17 protein-coding genes and 1 rRNA gene are annotated in these 13,884 nt (G+C 72.8%); 10 read left to right on the forward strand and 8 right to left on the reverse strand.

Going from position 1 to position 13,884, the window contains the following annotated elements; translation table 11 throughout:
* Nucleotides 1–100, forward strand: a 5S ribosomal RNA gene (gene rrf / locus QP089_RS48060); the annotation flags it as partial.
* Nucleotides 101–161: 61 nt separating this feature from the next.
* Here rrf and QP089_RS48065 read toward each other — a convergent pair.
* From QP089_RS48065 to QP089_RS48080, 4 genes are all read right to left on the reverse strand, one after another.
* Nucleotides 162–656 carry a tetratricopeptide repeat protein gene (locus tag QP089_RS48065; RefSeq protein WP_285921318.1) on the reverse strand — a complete coding sequence of 165 codons (495 nt, stop codon included), beginning with the start codon at nucleotides 654–656 and terminating at the stop codon, nucleotides 162–164.
* Nucleotides 657–1,766: 1,110 nt separating this feature from the next.
* On the reverse strand, nucleotides 1,767–2,078 hold the full coding sequence (locus QP089_RS48070; protein ID WP_285921319.1) for an EthD family reductase: 312 nt from the start codon (nucleotides 2,076–2,078) through the stop codon (nucleotides 1,767–1,769).
* Nucleotides 2,079–2,662: 584 nt separating this feature from the next.
* A complete protein-coding gene (locus tag QP089_RS48075; RefSeq protein ID WP_285921320.1) occupies nucleotides 2,663–3,187 on the reverse strand; it encodes a GNAT family N-acetyltransferase in 525 nt (174 codons plus the stop codon).
* Nucleotides 3,188–3,239: 52 nt separating this feature from the next.
* A complete protein-coding gene (locus QP089_RS48080; RefSeq protein ID WP_285921321.1) occupies nucleotides 3,240–4,103 on the reverse strand; it encodes an NAD(P)H-binding protein in 864 nt (287 codons plus the stop codon).
* Between the two features lie 90 nt (nucleotides 4,104–4,193).
* On the opposite strand from QP089_RS48080, the gene QP089_RS48085 reads away from it, so the two are divergent.
* On the forward strand, nucleotides 4,194–4,634 hold the full coding sequence (locus QP089_RS48085; protein WP_285921322.1) for a MarR family winged helix-turn-helix transcriptional regulator: 441 nt from the start codon (nucleotides 4,194–4,196) through the stop codon (nucleotides 4,632–4,634).
* Nucleotides 4,635–4,709: 75 nt separating this feature from the next.
* Here QP089_RS48085 and QP089_RS48090 read toward each other — a convergent pair whose 3' ends face one another.
* Nucleotides 4,710–5,129 carry a protein phosphatase 2C domain-containing protein gene (locus QP089_RS48090; protein ID WP_285921323.1) on the reverse strand — a complete coding sequence of 140 codons (420 nt, stop codon included), beginning with the start codon at nucleotides 5,127–5,129 and terminating at the stop codon, nucleotides 4,710–4,712.
* Nucleotides 5,130–5,277: 148 nt separating this feature from the next.
* A complete protein-coding gene (locus tag QP089_RS48095) occupies nucleotides 5,278–5,691 on the reverse strand; it encodes a hypothetical protein (protein WP_285921324.1) in 414 nt (137 codons plus the stop codon).
* 24 nt (nucleotides 5,692–5,715) lie between these two features.
* On the opposite strand from QP089_RS48095, the gene QP089_RS48100 reads away from it, so the two are divergent.
* Genes QP089_RS48100 through QP089_RS48110 form a run of 3 tightly spaced genes read left to right on the forward strand, consistent with a single transcriptional unit; the run spans nucleotide 5,716 to nucleotide 7,114 of the window.
* Complete coding sequence (locus QP089_RS48100) at nucleotides 5,716–6,051, forward strand: hypothetical protein (RefSeq protein WP_285921325.1); 336 nt, start codon at nucleotides 5,716–5,718, stop codon at nucleotides 6,049–6,051.
* 41 nt (nucleotides 6,052–6,092) lie between these two features.
* Nucleotides 6,093–6,713 carry a TetR-like C-terminal domain-containing protein gene (locus QP089_RS48105; protein ID WP_285921326.1) on the forward strand — a complete coding sequence of 207 codons (621 nt, stop codon included), beginning with the start codon at nucleotides 6,093–6,095 and terminating at the stop codon, nucleotides 6,711–6,713.
* Nucleotides 6,710–7,114: a PaaI family thioesterase gene (locus QP089_RS48110; RefSeq protein WP_285921327.1), complete on the forward strand. Its 405-nt coding sequence runs from the start codon at nucleotides 6,710–6,712 to the stop codon at nucleotides 7,112–7,114. Before QP089_RS48105 ends, QP089_RS48110 begins: the two co-directional genes overlap by 4 nt.
* 13 nt (nucleotides 7,115–7,127) lie before the next feature.
* Here the strand turns inward: QP089_RS48110 and QP089_RS48115 are convergent, their stop codons facing one another.
* Both QP089_RS48115 and QP089_RS48120 read right to left on the reverse strand, forming a co-directional pair.
* Nucleotides 7,128–7,862, reverse strand: a complete 735-nt coding sequence (locus QP089_RS48115; RefSeq protein WP_285921328.1) for a maleylpyruvate isomerase family mycothiol-dependent enzyme — start codon at nucleotides 7,860–7,862, stop codon at nucleotides 7,128–7,130.
* Nucleotides 7,863–7,908: 46 nt separating this feature from the next.
* Nucleotides 7,909–8,790: an NAD(P)-dependent oxidoreductase gene (locus QP089_RS48120; RefSeq protein ID WP_285921329.1), complete on the reverse strand. Its 882-nt coding sequence runs from the start codon at nucleotides 8,788–8,790 to the stop codon at nucleotides 7,909–7,911.
* Nucleotides 8,791–8,885: 95 nt separating this feature from the next.
* Here QP089_RS48120 and QP089_RS48125 point away from each other — a divergent pair, with 95 nt between their 5' ends.
* From QP089_RS48125 to QP089_RS48145, 5 genes are all read left to right on the forward strand, one after another.
* Nucleotides 8,886–9,251, forward strand: a complete 366-nt coding sequence (locus QP089_RS48125) for a winged helix-turn-helix transcriptional regulator (protein ID WP_285921330.1) — start codon at nucleotides 8,886–8,888, stop codon at nucleotides 9,249–9,251.
* A 9-nt stretch (nucleotides 9,252–9,260) separates the two neighbouring features.
* A complete protein-coding gene (locus tag QP089_RS48130; RefSeq protein WP_285921331.1) occupies nucleotides 9,261–9,890 on the forward strand; it encodes a LysE family translocator in 630 nt (209 codons plus the stop codon).
* 30 nt (nucleotides 9,891–9,920) lie between these two features.
* On the forward strand, nucleotides 9,921–11,222 hold the full coding sequence (gene murA / locus QP089_RS48135; RefSeq protein ID WP_285921332.1) for a UDP-N-acetylglucosamine 1-carboxyvinyltransferase: 1,302 nt from the start codon (nucleotides 9,921–9,923) through the stop codon (nucleotides 11,220–11,222).
* Nucleotides 11,223–11,370: 148 nt separating this feature from the next.
* On the forward strand, nucleotides 11,371–12,249 hold the full coding sequence (locus QP089_RS48140) for a hypothetical protein (RefSeq protein WP_285921333.1): 879 nt from the start codon (nucleotides 11,371–11,373) through the stop codon (nucleotides 12,247–12,249).
* A 91-nt stretch (nucleotides 12,250–12,340) separates the two neighbouring features.
* A complete protein-coding gene (locus tag QP089_RS48145) occupies nucleotides 12,341–13,876 on the forward strand; it encodes an FAD-dependent monooxygenase (protein WP_285921334.1) in 1,536 nt (511 codons plus the stop codon).
* Nucleotides 13,877–13,884: the final 8 nt, after the last annotated feature.

Genomic DNA, 13,884 nt, shown 5'->3' on the forward strand with positions numbered 1-13,884 from the left:
AGGGGAAACACCCGGTCCCATTCCGAACCCGGAAGTTAAGCCCTTCAGCGCCGATGGTACTGCATGGGAGACTGTGTGGGAGAGTAGGACACCGCCGGACTCATATTATGGAAGGCCCCGCCGTTTTCGGCGGGGCCTTCCGCATTTGCGGGGTCTTTCGCTCAAGGGTTCATGAGTGCTTTCGCGTAGTTGGCCAGCGAGCGGTTGTAGCGCGGCAGGTGGCGGGAGAGCGCGCCGAGCGCCAGGGCGGCCGCCTCGCGGTCACGTCCGAGGTCGGTGAGCGCCAAGGCCAGGAAGGCCGTGAGGGCGTCGTCCAGTTCGTCGGAGCCGGCGTCACGCTCGGCGGTCAGCAACCTGACGCTCTCTTCCGCCTGACCGAGGTTGCGGAGCGTGCTGGCGAACTGGATGGTGGCGCGGCGCCGATGTGATTCGGGAAGCCCGGCCGAGAAAGCACGTCGGTAATGGACGGCGGCCTCGTCCTCGTGGCCGATGGAGTCATGAGCGGAAGCGACCTCGTACTCCGCGATGGCGTTCCCGGCGGGAAGCTCGCCGGCCAGGTCTTCGATCTTCGTGAGGAAAGCTCGTGGCTCGTGGTCGTCGAAGGTGGCCCAGAGGTCGGCGACCCGCTGCCTCCACTGATCGTCCGGAGTGATCATTGTCGCAGCCTTCCACACCGTTGCCGTCGTAGACGAATCGTGGTCCGGCCGTCGCTCTGACCGTCCTGAGCAGGGCGTATGCGAGCCCGGAGCAGTCCGGCGGCCGAGGACGTGCCAGTCGGACGGGCGGGCGGAACGTCCGGCCGCAACGCTTGTGCAACGTGTGATGAGACAGAATTGGTCCGTTCGACGATGGTCGGACTCATGGTCGCGCCGGTGCCGACCCACACTTTTGCACCGGCGCGGCCACCGTCCAACCGATGATCGGAAACGTCCACCGCCGGGGGCTCGCACCGAGGTGGACGGAGCTGCTGCTCAGTACGAGCGCTTCCGGACCTCTTTGGAAGGACGCGCGCCTGCCGCGGGATATGGATCACGCTCCCGCTGGCAGCAGTCGGCTGACCACGGTGAAGTGGATGGCACGCGTAGACCAGCACAGAGACAGCCGGGCCATCGTGCTGACTTGCAGCACGCTGCCCTTCTGCGCTGTCACCTCGCCAAGCAGCCGTCTGTCCTGTCGTATCCGCCCTGTGCTCAAGCTGAAGATCCTGAGGGTAGCCACCGCTCCCTCGCGGACTGGCGGGGTCGCCACCTCGCCGCCGTTACGCCGGGCCGACGGACGCCGTTGTCGCCGGCGTATCGCTCGGCACCTGGACCGACGCGGCAGCGAAATGTCGCGTGACGTTCATAGCCGACCAACCCACTGCTCCTGCGAGCCACGCTGCCGGGCGTCCCACGGACGTCGGCGCCCCTTCGAACCCCGCCGGCCGTGCACGTTTACGGCGGTGCCCATCATGGCGCTCGGCAACATTACGATCCAGACCTAACTGTCGCCGCTGCTGCACAGCGCGTCAGGCGTGAACGCGTCCGGCACTGATTGGCGTCGTCGGCATCACCGACGCGCGGCTCAGCGGCACCCTCGTCGGCTATGTCGGTCCGCGGTGATCATTCGCCATGGCCACAACTGTTTCCGCTAGTACGTTTGGCGGGAACCGCGGCCCGCTGCCACGGCGGCGGGCCGAGTTGGTCGAGCGGTACCGGACGGTGCAGCAGTTCATCGAGCTGGCGAACATGGCCCACAGCGGATACGGCGGTGCCTCAGGGGCAGGCTCAGCAGGGGCCGTTCTGCACCGGATAGTGGATGATGACCGCACCACCGGTGGCGTAGTTGGCGACATCGGCAGCCGCCTGCCGGCCTTGCGGAGACTCCCTCGCCGCGGTCATTGCCGCAGCGTCAGCGAACTCGGCCTCGAAGACCGCGAAGTACGGCGTCTGTCCCTGCGTCGCTGCCACCTCGAAGCTGTAGCGCCACGCGAGCAGGCCGGGCATGCGCGTGGCCAGCGGGAGGTGGTTGCTCACGTAGTAGTCGCGGAAGTGGTCGGGGTCGGCGGGCTCGGGATACAGGACCACCAGCTTGTGCATGACAACCTCCGTTCAGCGGCGAGCGACCACAACCTCCCGGGGATCTCGGGCCGTCGCCATGCCGGCACAGCCCCCTCGATACCTGGTCGGTCGCACAACCCGGTAGTGATCGCCTTCCGAAGCCCCCCAGAGCGCTTCGGAAAGCGAATCGATGGCCACACGATAGTGTGTCGGATATCGAAGCGGCAAGGTGGGACGGCATGACGGATGGCGGCACCCAGGCCGGGCCGGGCGGTCTGAGGGTCGGGTACCGGCCGACCACTGATGGCCATCCTCGACCTGTTCGGCCGTAGGTGGTCCTGCGGATCGTCTGGGAACTGTGACACGGCCCGGTCGGGTTCCGTGCGTTGCAGGAGCGCTGCGACAACATGTCCTCCAGCGTGCTGCGGCAACGGCTGACCGAGCTGCTCGACGCCGCCTTGGTCGAGCAGTATCCGGACACCGCCTACGCCCTCACCGAACTGGGCCGCGGCGCCCACCGCGCGCTGCGCCCGCTCGTCCGGTGGTCCGCAGAGTGGGCCGCGACCCTCCCCGCCGCCGGTTCGCGGGCAAGCCGGCGTCGGGCACCTGCTGACCGGTCGCCGTCAGGGTGCCGTGTGCGCCCAGGTGAAGAGGGTGAAGGTCCGCCGCTCGCCCTGGATGACGGTGACCGGGGCGTCGGTCGGCCGGTACCCGGCGGCCCGGGCCACCGCGATGCTCGGCTCGTTGTCGGGCTCGATCTCCAGGAGGGTGCGGGGGAGACCGGCCTGCGTGTGCGCGTAGCCGGTCATCAGCTGGAGCGCGCGCGAGGCGAGCCGCTGCCCCCGGTGTTTCGCGCCGATGACGTAGCTGATGGTGCCGAGGGACAGGTTGAGGCGTATCTCGCCCTTGGCCTCGAAGCCGTCGGTGGTGATCGCCAGCTGCACGCGCTCGCCCCTGCCGATCGCCTCGCGCGCCTGCTCCAGGTACCGGTGCGCGGCCGGGCGGTCGAACGGCGAGGCGAGCGGCGTGCGGCGCGCGACCAGCGGGTCGTCCAGCAGTGCGACCAGCGTGTCCAGGTCGTCGTCGGTCCATTCGCGGAGCACCAGGCCGTTCCCGCGCAGCACGGACGTGGGCGGCGTCTCGTCCACCGGGCACCTCCCATCCCGTTGGCGTCCCGTGCCCGTGGCGGGCGGCGCCGGGTCAGACGCCGGGCGGTCGCCGGAACGTGGCGGCGTTGCGGGCGCACCAGTCGGCGAACGTTCGCGGGGCGCGTCCTGTCAGCCGTTTCACCGTATCGGTGCGGAACCCCGCGGTGTCGGCGCGCATCAGTGAGAAGCCCTCGACGAGCGCGTCGGCGAGCGCCGGGGGAGCGCCGCCGGGGAAGCGGGCGCGGACGGCCTCCTCCGGTGTCCGCACCTCGCGGACCTGCAAGTCCTGCCCGATGGCGCGGGCCAGGACGGCGACCTGTTCCGCGACGGTGAACAGCTCGTCGCCGGTGAGGGCGTACGTCTCGCCGTCGTGGCCGTCCTCGGTCAGGACGGCGGCGGCCACGGCGGCGATGTCGGCGGTGTCGATCGGCGCGAACCGGCCGGGACCGATGGGATCCAGGACGTATCCGCCCTCCCGGATGGTCGGCAGCCACTCCAGCGCGTTCAGCATGAAGCCGCCGGGCCGCAGGATCGTCGAGGGAATGCCGGACGCGCGGACGATCTCGTCGCGCTCGTGGTGCCAGCGGCCCATGGCGGGCATCGGATCGCCGAGCACGTTCGTCGACGACAGGAGCACGATGTGGCGGACCCCGGCGGCGCGGGCGGCCGCGACGGCGTTCGCGGCCTGGGACGCGCCGATGCCGGGCGTGAGGAGGAACAGCCGCTCGGCGCCGGCGAAGGCGGGCGGCAGGGTCGCGGGCTCGTCCAGGTCGGCGACGGCGCGTTCGGCGCGGTCCGGCAGCCCGGCGGCGCGGGCCGGATCGCGGACGAGGATCCGCACGTCCGCGCCCTTGGCGTCCAGGTCGCGGACGAGGTCGCGGCCGATGTTCCCGGTGGCCCCGGTGACCAGTAGCATGGCGACTCCAAAGTCGTTTGCCGTCTAATGAACGCGGGGAACGTTAGCCGGTAAATGATTAGCCGTCAATCGATCGTCGCGGGAGGCCGCATGCCCGAGTTCCTCGACCTGCACGGGCGCACGTCCAAGGTGCTGCGCGCGGCCGCCGACGAGGGCATGCGCCGGCATGGCCTGCATCTGGGGCAGAACCACCTGCTGGCCGCGCTCTGGGAACGCGACGGCCGCACCCCCGGTGAGGTCGCCGCGGAGTTGAACGTCACCACGCCCACGGTCGTCAAGATGGCCACCCGGATGGCCGCCGCCGGGCTGCTGACCCGCCGCCGCGACGAGCGCGACAACCGGCTCGTCCGGCTCTGGCTGACCGATCAGGGCCGCGCGCTCCGCGAGCCGGTCGAGGCGGAACGCCGCGCGCTGGAGGAGGCCGTCCTGGCCGACCTCACCGCCGCCGAACGCGAGCATCTGATGACCGCGCTGGCGAAGATCCACCAGGCCGCAGCCGCCCTGCTCGACAAGGCCGTCACGACGGGCTGACCGCTTTCACGCGGATGAGCAGCGCGCTTACGTTGTCGTGGCCACCGGCGTCCAGGGCGCATTGGACGAGTGCCTTCACTTCGTCGAGAAGGTCACCGCCGGGCGTGCGCAGTACTCCGCGAAGCGCGTCGGACTATTGCCGACCCAGTAGGCACGGACGCCGTCCGGTCCGGCGATGCCGGCGACATAGGTGCAGGCGGGAGCGTCATGGATCGATCCGGCCAGCGCGGTGACGGCACGGGCCGCGCGTACCGCGGCGTCCGTGAGTGCGGTCTCCGGCAGGACGCCGGCCCGCAGCCGGGCGGCGGTCGACGCCGCTCCCACCTCGGACGCCACCTGCGCCGCGCGCTCGGGCCGCGCCGACATGGAGACGCCGTCGCAGACGACGCCGACGGTCCACGCGCCCGCGGAGGCCAGCGCCACCGCGTCGGCGTTGACGCCGCGCCGGAGGCCGCGGTCGCTGACCGCCGCCGCGCCGTCCGACGCGATCTCCACGCGGGTGCGGAATGCGGGCTGTGCTTTTCCGCAATCCCAGCAGTGGCCGTCGGGCGCGACCGTTCCGCCGCACTGAACGCAATCGGACGAGCCCGGCACCCATCACCCCGTTCTGTCAGACCCCGCTGTTACCTTCCGGGGCATGACCCTACTCGCGAGATATGAAGACGGCGATTATCGAGCCGAATTCGATAGGCTCGTGATCCGCGGATTCTGGCCTGCGGGCGTCGGCGGTACCGGAGAACTGCGCCATCTGAACGTGCCGCTCCTGGCGGAGCACTCCTTCGGCGGACGCGCCAAAGGCGACGTCGCGGCCGCCGGCGCCGGATGGCTTCTCGGCACGGCGGCGCCGCACGCGCATGTGGTTCTCGAGGCGCACGACGGTCCGCCGCCGCATGACGCGGCCGGATGGTCCGACGCGATGGAGACACCCTTTCTGACATCTCGCGCGGAGATCGGGTTGACGCATGCTATCGGTGACGATTTCGCGGGCGGCCTGAAACTCGCGCGCCCCGGCCTCCAGCGAGTGCGCGTGCTTCGGCGACGCATATCCGACGGGCACCGGTGGCTCCTGCAGTTCTGGCCGGTGGCCGGCCCGCCGGAGGTGCCGCGCTTCGCGTCCCGCGTGTGTCCGGCGGTCGGCGAGGGGCGGGGCGACAAGCGCTACGGGCCGCTGGCGATGGACGTCCTCTCCGTCGCGTTGTGGTCGCCGGGCCGGCACACCCGCGCCGGCCTGGCGGGACGCCTGCTGGCGACGCCCGAGCAGATCCGGGAGGCCTTGCGGTACCTGACCCGGCGCGGGCTGCTGCGCGTCGGCGGCGCCGTGGACGGCGACCCGACGTCGACGATCGCGCTGGTCCCGCTCCGCCCGCGGCCCCACGACGCCGGTGTTCCGGCCGTCCGGTGGCCGACGGCCGGCTGACATTTCGGATCGCTGATCCGAAATAGGGTACGCTCGGCGCCATGGGACGGCGGAAGACGCGGACGGACGCGCTGCGCGGCGAGCTGCTGGCGGTCGCGGCGCGGCTGCTGGCCGCCGGCGGCACCGGCGCGGTGACGACCCGCGCGGTCGCGTCCGGCGCGGACGCTTCGCTGGCGGCCGTGAATGAGCTGTTCGGCGGGAAGGCCGGGCTCGTCCGCGCGCTGTTCACCGACGGCTTCGCCCGGCTGGCCGCCGACCTACGCGCCCTGGCGCCTGCCGGCGACCCCGAGACCGGCGTCCTGGAGCTGGCGCTCGCCGTGCGGTCGTTCGCCCGACGCGAGCCGCACCTGCACGAGGTGATGTTCTCCCGGCCGTTCGCCGAGTTCCGCCCCGAGCCGGCGGACGCCCGCGCCGCCGAGGAGGTCTACGCGATCGTCGTCGGCCGGGTCGCCGCCGTCCTCGGTCCGGACCGCGCCCAGGGCACCGCCAAGGACTCCGCCATCGGCCTGTTCGCCACGGTGCAGGGCCTGCTCTCCCTGGAGACGTCCGGCCTGCTGGGCAGTACCCCCGAGGCGGCGGAGCGGCGATTCCGACTGACGGTCACCGCGGCGCTGCGCGGCCTTGCCGATGCGGCGGCCCGTTCCCCTCAGGAGGCGAGATGACCACCGCACCCGCGGGCTTCGTGCCCTACGACCGTCCGAGCCCGCTGCTCACCGCGATCGGCGGCTTCGCCCGGCACACCGACGACCCCCTGCGCGCCGGGTTCGCCGTCGACGGCCCCAAGACCAACGCGCGCGGCCTGCTGCACGGCGGAGTGATCGCCGCAATCGGTGACGTGGCGATCGGGCACGCCCTCGCCCGCAGCACCGATCCGCCGACGCCGCTGATCACCGTCAACCTCTCCTGCGACCTGCTCGGCACCGCCCGCGAGGGCGGCTGGGTCGACATCGCCATCACCCCGACCCGGGTCGGGCGGCGGCTCGCCGCGGGCACGGCGGTATTCACGGCGAACGGCCGCGTCATCGCCAACGTCAGCGCCCTGTTCATGCCGTCGGCCCACTGAGGGCGCGGACGGGTCAGGCGGCGTAGTTGCGGACGAGGCGGAGTGCCTCTGCGGCGTCCGGCCCTTCGGCGCGCAGGCCGGTCTGGTCGGGTGTGAGGCGGCGGGCGCCGACCCTGCAGAACTCCGCCGCCGAGCCGGTGATCTGGTTGGGGGCGGTCGGGTCGCCGAACGTCCACTGCGTTCCGTCCGGTGCGGTGAGGTCGCAGAAGACGGGCGCGTCCGGGCGGCCGGCGACCGAGAAGGCGTAGGGGAGCGTGCGGTGGGCGAGCCACGCAATGTGGCGCAGCCGCGCCGTGTCTGGATAGGCGATGCCCAGCGGGACGGTGATGTCCTGCGCGTGCGCCCAGTGCTCGGCGAGCCGCGTGGTGGCCAGCGTCCGCGGGGACAGCGGCGTCCGCACCCAGCTGAGGCGGGTGCCCGGCGGGTGGGCGCGCAGCGCGTCCGGTGTGGCGAACGCGGCCTTGCGCCAGCGTGCGAGCAGCTCGGCGGGCGGCGCTCCGCGTTCGGCGGCGACCCGTTCCGCCATGGCGCCGTCGACGGTGGTCGCGGTGGCCGGCAGGAACGCGGCGCCCTCGGTGATGGACGGACTGGTGACCACCTCTTCGCTCTGCGTGAGATGCAGGACCACGTCGGCGACCGTCCAGCCCGCCGCGTCCGACGGCGCGGACCACTGCTCGGGGGTCAGCGCCGCCAGGACGGCGTCCAGTTGCCGGTACTCCGCCGCCAGGTCCTCGAAGACGTCCGCCATCCCGCCACCATACCGAATCGTGTTCGGTTTCGGTATGGCCGCGGGATTAGCGGGCGAGGAGGTCGACGACGCCCGTGGTCCCCTCGTCGGCGTGCCCGTCGTCGAGACGGCGTCGCATGAGGTCCATGAACGGTGTGAGCAGTTCCGAGCTGACCCGCTGCTCCTCGGCCGTCCGCAGAAGCGTCGCGTTGCCCCGGACCATCATGGCGAGGTTGGACGTCACGCCCTGCGTGTAGTCGCCGCTCTCCAGGTGCTCGGCGACTCCGTGCGCGGACCCGGCCATAGCGGTGAGCCAGCCGGTGAGCATCGGTGCGAAGTCCTTCAACGGGACGTCCTCGTTGCGGACGAGCGCGAAGGCATGGGCGATCCCCGCCATCATCCCCGTCATGGCGCTCAGGAGGGCCACATCGTGCAGGGCGGCGAAGCCGGGATCCGCGCCCACGAAGGTGGCACCGGCGGGCACGGTGAGCGTGGCGCGGTGCTCCTCGAACAGCGGACGCGACCCGCTGTAGAGGACGTAGCCGCCCGATCCCTCCACACCGATCATCGGAGGGACCGCCATGATCCCGCCGTCCAGGAACCGCGCGCCCCGCTCCTCGGCCCACGCGGCGCGTGCGCGGGCCTGGCCGGGGGTGCCGGTGGTGAGGTCGACCAGGTCCTTGCCCGCCAGGTCGGCGTCCGCGAGAACCGTCCGGACGGACGCGTCGTCCAGCAGGCAGGTGACCACCAGAACGTTCGCCGCCACCGCGGCGGCGGCCGTGGCGGCGATCTCGGCCCCCTCGGCGGCGAGGGGTTCGGCGCGGCCTGGCGTGCGGTTCCAGACGGTCACGGGATGTCCGGCGGCGAGCCACGCCCTGGCGAGCGCGGTGCCCATGTCGCCGAGTCCAAGAAGGGTGAGTGAAGTCTTGCTGGAAGTGTCGTCGTTCATGCCGATTAGGCTGGTCGGCGGACCCGAAGATGATCAAGTACGCACTTCCAAGTGCGTGCTCACCTCCGGGTAAGCGACCAGGTGGGGGTGTGGCCATGGCGACCGGGCGCCGGCCGGGTGCGTACGTCTGCGGGATCGACGCGGCGATGGACGTGATCGGCGGCAAATGGAAGGTGCTGATCCTCTGGGCGCTCAACGAGGGGCCCTGCCGCTTCGGCGAGCTGCGCAGGAACCTGCCGGGCATCACCGAGAAGGTGCTCGCCTCGCACCTCCGGGAGTTGGAGGCGGACGGGATCGTGCACCGCGAAGAGTACGACGAGGTCCCGCCGCACGTCGAGTACTCGCTGACCGTCCTGGGCGTCTCGCTCAACACGGCCCTGGCGCCGCTGGGGGCGTGGGGGCGCGAGCACGTTCTCGGCGCCGCGGAGCACGCCCTCCATCATGCGCCGGGCGGAGCATAGGATCCGATCATGCTGACCGCCGCGCTCGCGTTCGCCGGCGCCGCGTTGATCATCAACGTGGTGCCCGGCCTGGACACCCTGCTCGTCCTGCGCACGTCCGTCGCGCAGGGGCGAGCCGGCGGCCTCGCGGCTGCGTCCGGCATCCTCGCCGGCTGCTGCGCGTGGGGCCTCGCCACCGCCGTCGGGCTGACCGCGCTGCTGACAGCGTCCCACCTCGCCTACGACGTGCTGCGCGTCTGCGGGGCCGCCTACCTGGTGTGGCTGGGCGCGACGGCGCTGTGGAAGGCCCGCCGCAAGGAGGCCGCTCCGAAAGAGGCCCCCGAACCCGTCGCGGCGGTGACGACATTCGGGGCGTTCCGGGCCGGGGTCGGGACTAACCTGCTGAACCCCAAGGCCGGCGTCTTCTACATGAGCCTGATCCCGCAGTTCGTACCGCACGGGGCGCCGGTGTTCGGCACGACGATGCTGCTCACGGCCATCGACCTCGCGGAGCTGGCCGTCTGGTACTGGGTCGTGTCCGGCGCCGCCGCCAAGCTGGCCGAGCGGCTCCGGCGGCCCGAGGTGCGGCGCCGCCTGGAGCAGGTGGCGGGAGTCGCGTTCCTCGGGTTCGCGGCGAACCTTCTGGCGGATCGCGCCTGACCGGTCCGGATCGGCCGTAGGCTTTCACGGGTGACCGAGAAGCTTTGGGAGATCGAGCCGTCCGGGCCGCTGCGCGGCGACGTCACCGTGCGCGGGGCGAAGAACGCGGTCAGCAAGCACATGGTCGCGGCGATGCTCGGCGCGGAGGCCAGCACGATCCGCAACGCGCCCGACGTCGGCGAGGTCGGGATCACCGCGGGGATGCTCGAGCACGTCGGGATGACGGTGGAGCGGGCCGGCGGGGAGATCGCCGTGGTGCCGGGGCCGGTGGCCGACCCGAGCGTCGGCAAGGCCTTCACCGGGCTGAACCGGATCCCGATCCTGATGCTCGGCCCGCTGCTGCACCTGACCGGCGAGGCGTTCGTCCCGCTGGTCGGCGGCGACCCGATCGGGCGGCGGCCCGTCGACTTCCACGTGGACGCGCTGCGCGCGTTCGGCGCCGAGGTCACGATCGCCGCGGACGGCATCCACGCGCGCGCCTCCAGGCTCGTCGGGACGCGCATCGACCTGCCCTACCCGAGCGTCGGCGCCACCGAGACGGTGCTGCTCGCGGCGGTCCGGGCGCAGGGCAAGACGGTCATCCGCAACGCGGCCACCGAGCCGGAGATCATCGAGCTGGCGCTGTTCCTGCAGCGGATGGGCGCGCGGATCTCGTTCGCGCCCGACCGCAGGATCGTGGTCGAGGGCGTCGAGCGGCTGAGCGGGGCGGTGACGCGGCTGGAGGGCGACCGGATCGAGGCGTTCTCCTACCTGGTGGCGGGCCTGGTCACCGGCGGCGAGGTGCGGGTGCACGGCTGCCCGCAGGACCGCCTCGTCACCGCGATCACCACGCTGGCCCGGATGGGCGCCCGGTTCGAGATCACCGACGACTGGATCATGGCGTCGGCGCCGGACGGGCTGCGCCCGGCGGCGGTGCAGACCGACACGCACCCGGGGTTCGCCACGGACTGGCAGACCCCGCTGATGGTGCTGTTCACGCAGGCGGACGGCATGTCGGTGCTGCACGAGACCGTCTACGAGAACCGGCTCGCCTACGTTCCCGTGCTGCAGAGCATGGGCGCCGAGATCGAGGTCTACGACACCTGCCTGGGCGGTCCCGCCTGCCGGTACCACGACACGGCGGCGCTGCACTCGGCCGTGGTGCGCGGGGTCAGCAAGCTGCGCGGCGGCGACGTGACCATGCCCGACATCCGCGCCGGGTTCTCGGCGGTGCTGGCCGCGGCGGTCGCCGAAGGACCGTCCACGCTGCGGGGCGTCCACCACATCGAGCGCGGCTACCACCGGCCCGTCGAGCAGTTCCGCGCGCTGGGCCTGGCCCTGCGGGCGGGTTAGCCGCGCGCGTCAGCCGACGCCGGAGCCGTCCTCGGCCTGGTAAAGGCCGTGCCGCGGCGGGTCGCATTTTCTTTTCCGCGCCGAGCTTGGACCCGGCGATGGCCGAAAGTTGCAAGACGAGCGAGCGGGCGGCGGCCACGCTGGAGGCATGGATCTGAACAAGGCCTCCGACTTCATGGCGACCCACGCCCGGCTCCTCGACCGGCGCCGTTTCGAACTGCTCACCGGCGAGGGCGACCGGGACGCGGCGCTGTCCGCGCTGAACGCCTACCGCAACCCCGACGGCGGCTACGGCCACGGCCTGGAACCCGACCTGAGGTCGAGGACGAGCCAGCCGGGCCCCGCCCTGCACGCCTTCGAGGTGTTCGCCGAAATCGCGCCCGCCACCGCCCCGGAAGCGGTGGCGCTGTGCGACTGGCTGCAGTCGGTGTCGCTGCCGGACGGCGGCATCCCGTTCGGGCTGCGCGTCCCCGACCCGGCCGGCTGCGCGCCGTTCTGGGCGGGCGCCGACCCGGACGTCTCGTCGTTGCAGATCACCGCCGTGGTCGCCGCGATGGCGCAGCGCACCGCCGGCCACGACCCGGCGGTCGCCGCGCATCCGTGGCTCGCCCGCGCTACCCGCTTCTGCCTGGACGCCGCCCGCGCGAAGACCGACCTGCACGCGCTGGAACTGGCGTTCACGCTGTGGCTGCTGGACGCCGTCCACGGCACCGAGCCCGACGCCGCCGAGATCATCGCGCTGCTGGGCGAGCGGATCCCGCCGGATGGGCTCGTCCGCGTCGCGGGCGGCCTCGAGGACGAGATGATGCGGCCCCTCGACTTCGCGCCCTACCCCGACACGCCCGTCCGGGCCCTGTTCGCTCCGGACGTCGTCGCCGCCGAGCTGGACCGGCTGGAGGCGCAGCAGGAGGACGACGGCGGCTGGAGGGTCGACTTCGCCAACTACTCGCCCGCCGCCGAGCTGGAGTGGCGCGGCTATCAGACGGTGAAGGCCGTCTCGATCCTGCGCGCCGACGGCCGGGCCTGACCGGCCGAGGCCGCTCGCGGCGCGTGAGGACCCGCCGTTCGTGGGAAGGGATGGAGGGCCGCACCCGCGCACGGACGGAGAGGGGAGCCGCATGCCGGCCAGGCCGACGGGAAACGTGCTGATCGTGGGGGCCGGTCCGACCGGGCTGCTGCTCGCGGGCGACCTGGCCGCCGCCGGCGTCGGCTGCACCGTGCTGGAGCGGCGCGAGGAGGAGACCGACAACCTCACCCGGGCGTTCGCCGTGCACGCGCGGACGCTGGAGCTGCTGGACGCCCGCGGCGTCGCCGACGAACTGGTCGCCACGGGCGAGCGGGCCGGCGGGCTGCGGCTGCTGGGCGCGACCGCGCTCGACCTGTCCCGCCTCCCGGGCCGCTTCCCGTACGTGCTGGTCACGCCGCAGTACGAGACGGAACGGGTGCTGCGGCGGCGGGCCCTGGAGGCGGGCGCGGAGATCGTCCACGGTGCCGAGGTGACCGGCCTGCGGCAGGACGCCGAGGGCGTGGACGTCGACGTCCGCATGGCCGACGGCTCCACCGCGACGCGCCGCGCGTCCTATGTGGTCGGCACCGACGGCGTCCGCAGCACCGTCCGCAAGGCGCTCGGCCTGCCCTTCCCGGGCCGGGCCGTGGTGCGCTCGGTGATGCTGGCCGACGTGCGGCTCGACGAGGCGCCCGCCGAGGTCCTCACCGCCGGCGCGACGGGGGACGCGTTCGCGTTCCTCGCCCCGTTCGGCGACGGCTGGTACCGGGTGATCGCCTGGAACCGCCGGCACCAGCCCCCCGACTCCGAACCGGTCGACTTCGGCGAGCTGCGCGACGTCGCGCGCCGCGCGCTCGGCTCCGACCACGGGATGCGCGACCCGCGCTGGACGTCCCGGTTCCACAGCGACGAGCGGCAGGTGCCGCGCTACCGGGCGGGACGGGTGTTCCTCGCCGGCGACGCCGCCCACGTGCACTCCCCGGCGGGCGGCCAGGGCATGAACACCGGGATCCAGGACGCGGCGAACCTCGGCTGGAAGCTCGCCGCCGAGCTGCACGGCTGGGCGCCGTCCTGGCTGCTGGACAGCTACCACGAGGAGCGGTACCCGGTCGGACGGCAGGTGCTGCGCGGCAGCGGCGCGCTGCTGAGGTTCGCGATGGTGGAGCCGCCGTGGCTGCGGCGCGCCCGCAGCGCCGCGGCGTGGGCGGCCACGCACGTCCGGCCGGTCGCGCGGCGGCTGGCGGGCGCGGTGTCGGGCATCGACATCGCGTATCCGGCGCCGCGCGGCGCGCACCGCCTCACCGGCATGCGCGCCCCGGACGTCCCCGTCGCGGGCGCTCCCGGGCGCCTGTACCGGCTGCTCGGCGACGGCCTGTTCGTGCTGGTCGTGGCCGCGAACGACCCGGCGGTCACCTACCTGGCAACCAAGCGGTGGGCCGGGCGGGTGCACTGCGTGCTCGCGGGCGGCGCCACCCGCACGACGGCGCTGGTCCGCCCGGACGGCTACATCGCGTGGGCGTGCGACGAGACCGCGCCGGACCGGCGGGCGGCGGCGATCCGGGAGGCGCTCGCGCAGTGGTGCGGGCGGCCCGCCGACCGCCCGGCGCACGACCGGGGCGGGCGGACGCGGCCGGCCCGGCCCGTCTAACCCGGCCA

Origin of the sequence: Actinomadura opuntiae (assembly GCF_030283205.1) — a bacterium.
GTDB lineage: Bacteria > Actinomycetota > Actinomycetes > Streptosporangiales > Streptosporangiaceae > Spirillospora.

Coding starts and splice junctions, on each gene's coding strand:
- QP089_RS48065 (WP_285921318.1), bottom strand. CDS start 656: ATGATCACTCCGGACGATCAGTGGAGGCAGCGGGTCGCCGACCTCTGG.
- QP089_RS48070 (WP_285921319.1), bottom strand. CDS start 2,078: ATGCACAAGCTGGTGGTCCTGTATCCCGAGCCCGCCGACCCCGACCAC.
- QP089_RS48080 (WP_285921321.1), bottom strand. CDS start 4,103: ATGCTACTGGTCACCGGGGCCACCGGGAACATCGGCCGCGACCTCGTC.
- QP089_RS48085 (WP_285921322.1), top strand. CDS start 4,194: ATGCCCGAGTTCCTCGACCTGCACGGGCGCACGTCCAAGGTGCTGCGC.
- QP089_RS48105 (WP_285921326.1), top strand. CDS start 6,093: ATGGGACGGCGGAAGACGCGGACGGACGCGCTGCGCGGCGAGCTGCTG.
- QP089_RS48110 (WP_285921327.1), top strand. CDS start 6,710: ATGACCACCGCACCCGCGGGCTTCGTGCCCTACGACCGTCCGAGCCCG.
- QP089_RS48115 (WP_285921328.1), bottom strand. CDS start 7,862: ATGGCGGACGTCTTCGAGGACCTGGCGGCGGAGTACCGGCAACTGGAC.
- QP089_RS48120 (WP_285921329.1), bottom strand. CDS start 8,790: ATGAACGACGACACTTCCAGCAAGACTTCACTCACCCTTCTTGGACTC.
- QP089_RS48125 (WP_285921330.1), top strand. CDS start 8,886: ATGGCGACCGGGCGCCGGCCGGGTGCGTACGTCTGCGGGATCGACGCG.
- QP089_RS48130 (WP_285921331.1), top strand. CDS start 9,261: ATGCTGACCGCCGCGCTCGCGTTCGCCGGCGCCGCGTTGATCATCAAC.
- QP089_RS48140 (WP_285921333.1), top strand. CDS start 11,371: ATGGATCTGAACAAGGCCTCCGACTTCATGGCGACCCACGCCCGGCTC.
- QP089_RS48145 (WP_285921334.1), top strand. CDS start 12,341: ATGCCGGCCAGGCCGACGGGAAACGTGCTGATCGTGGGGGCCGGTCCG.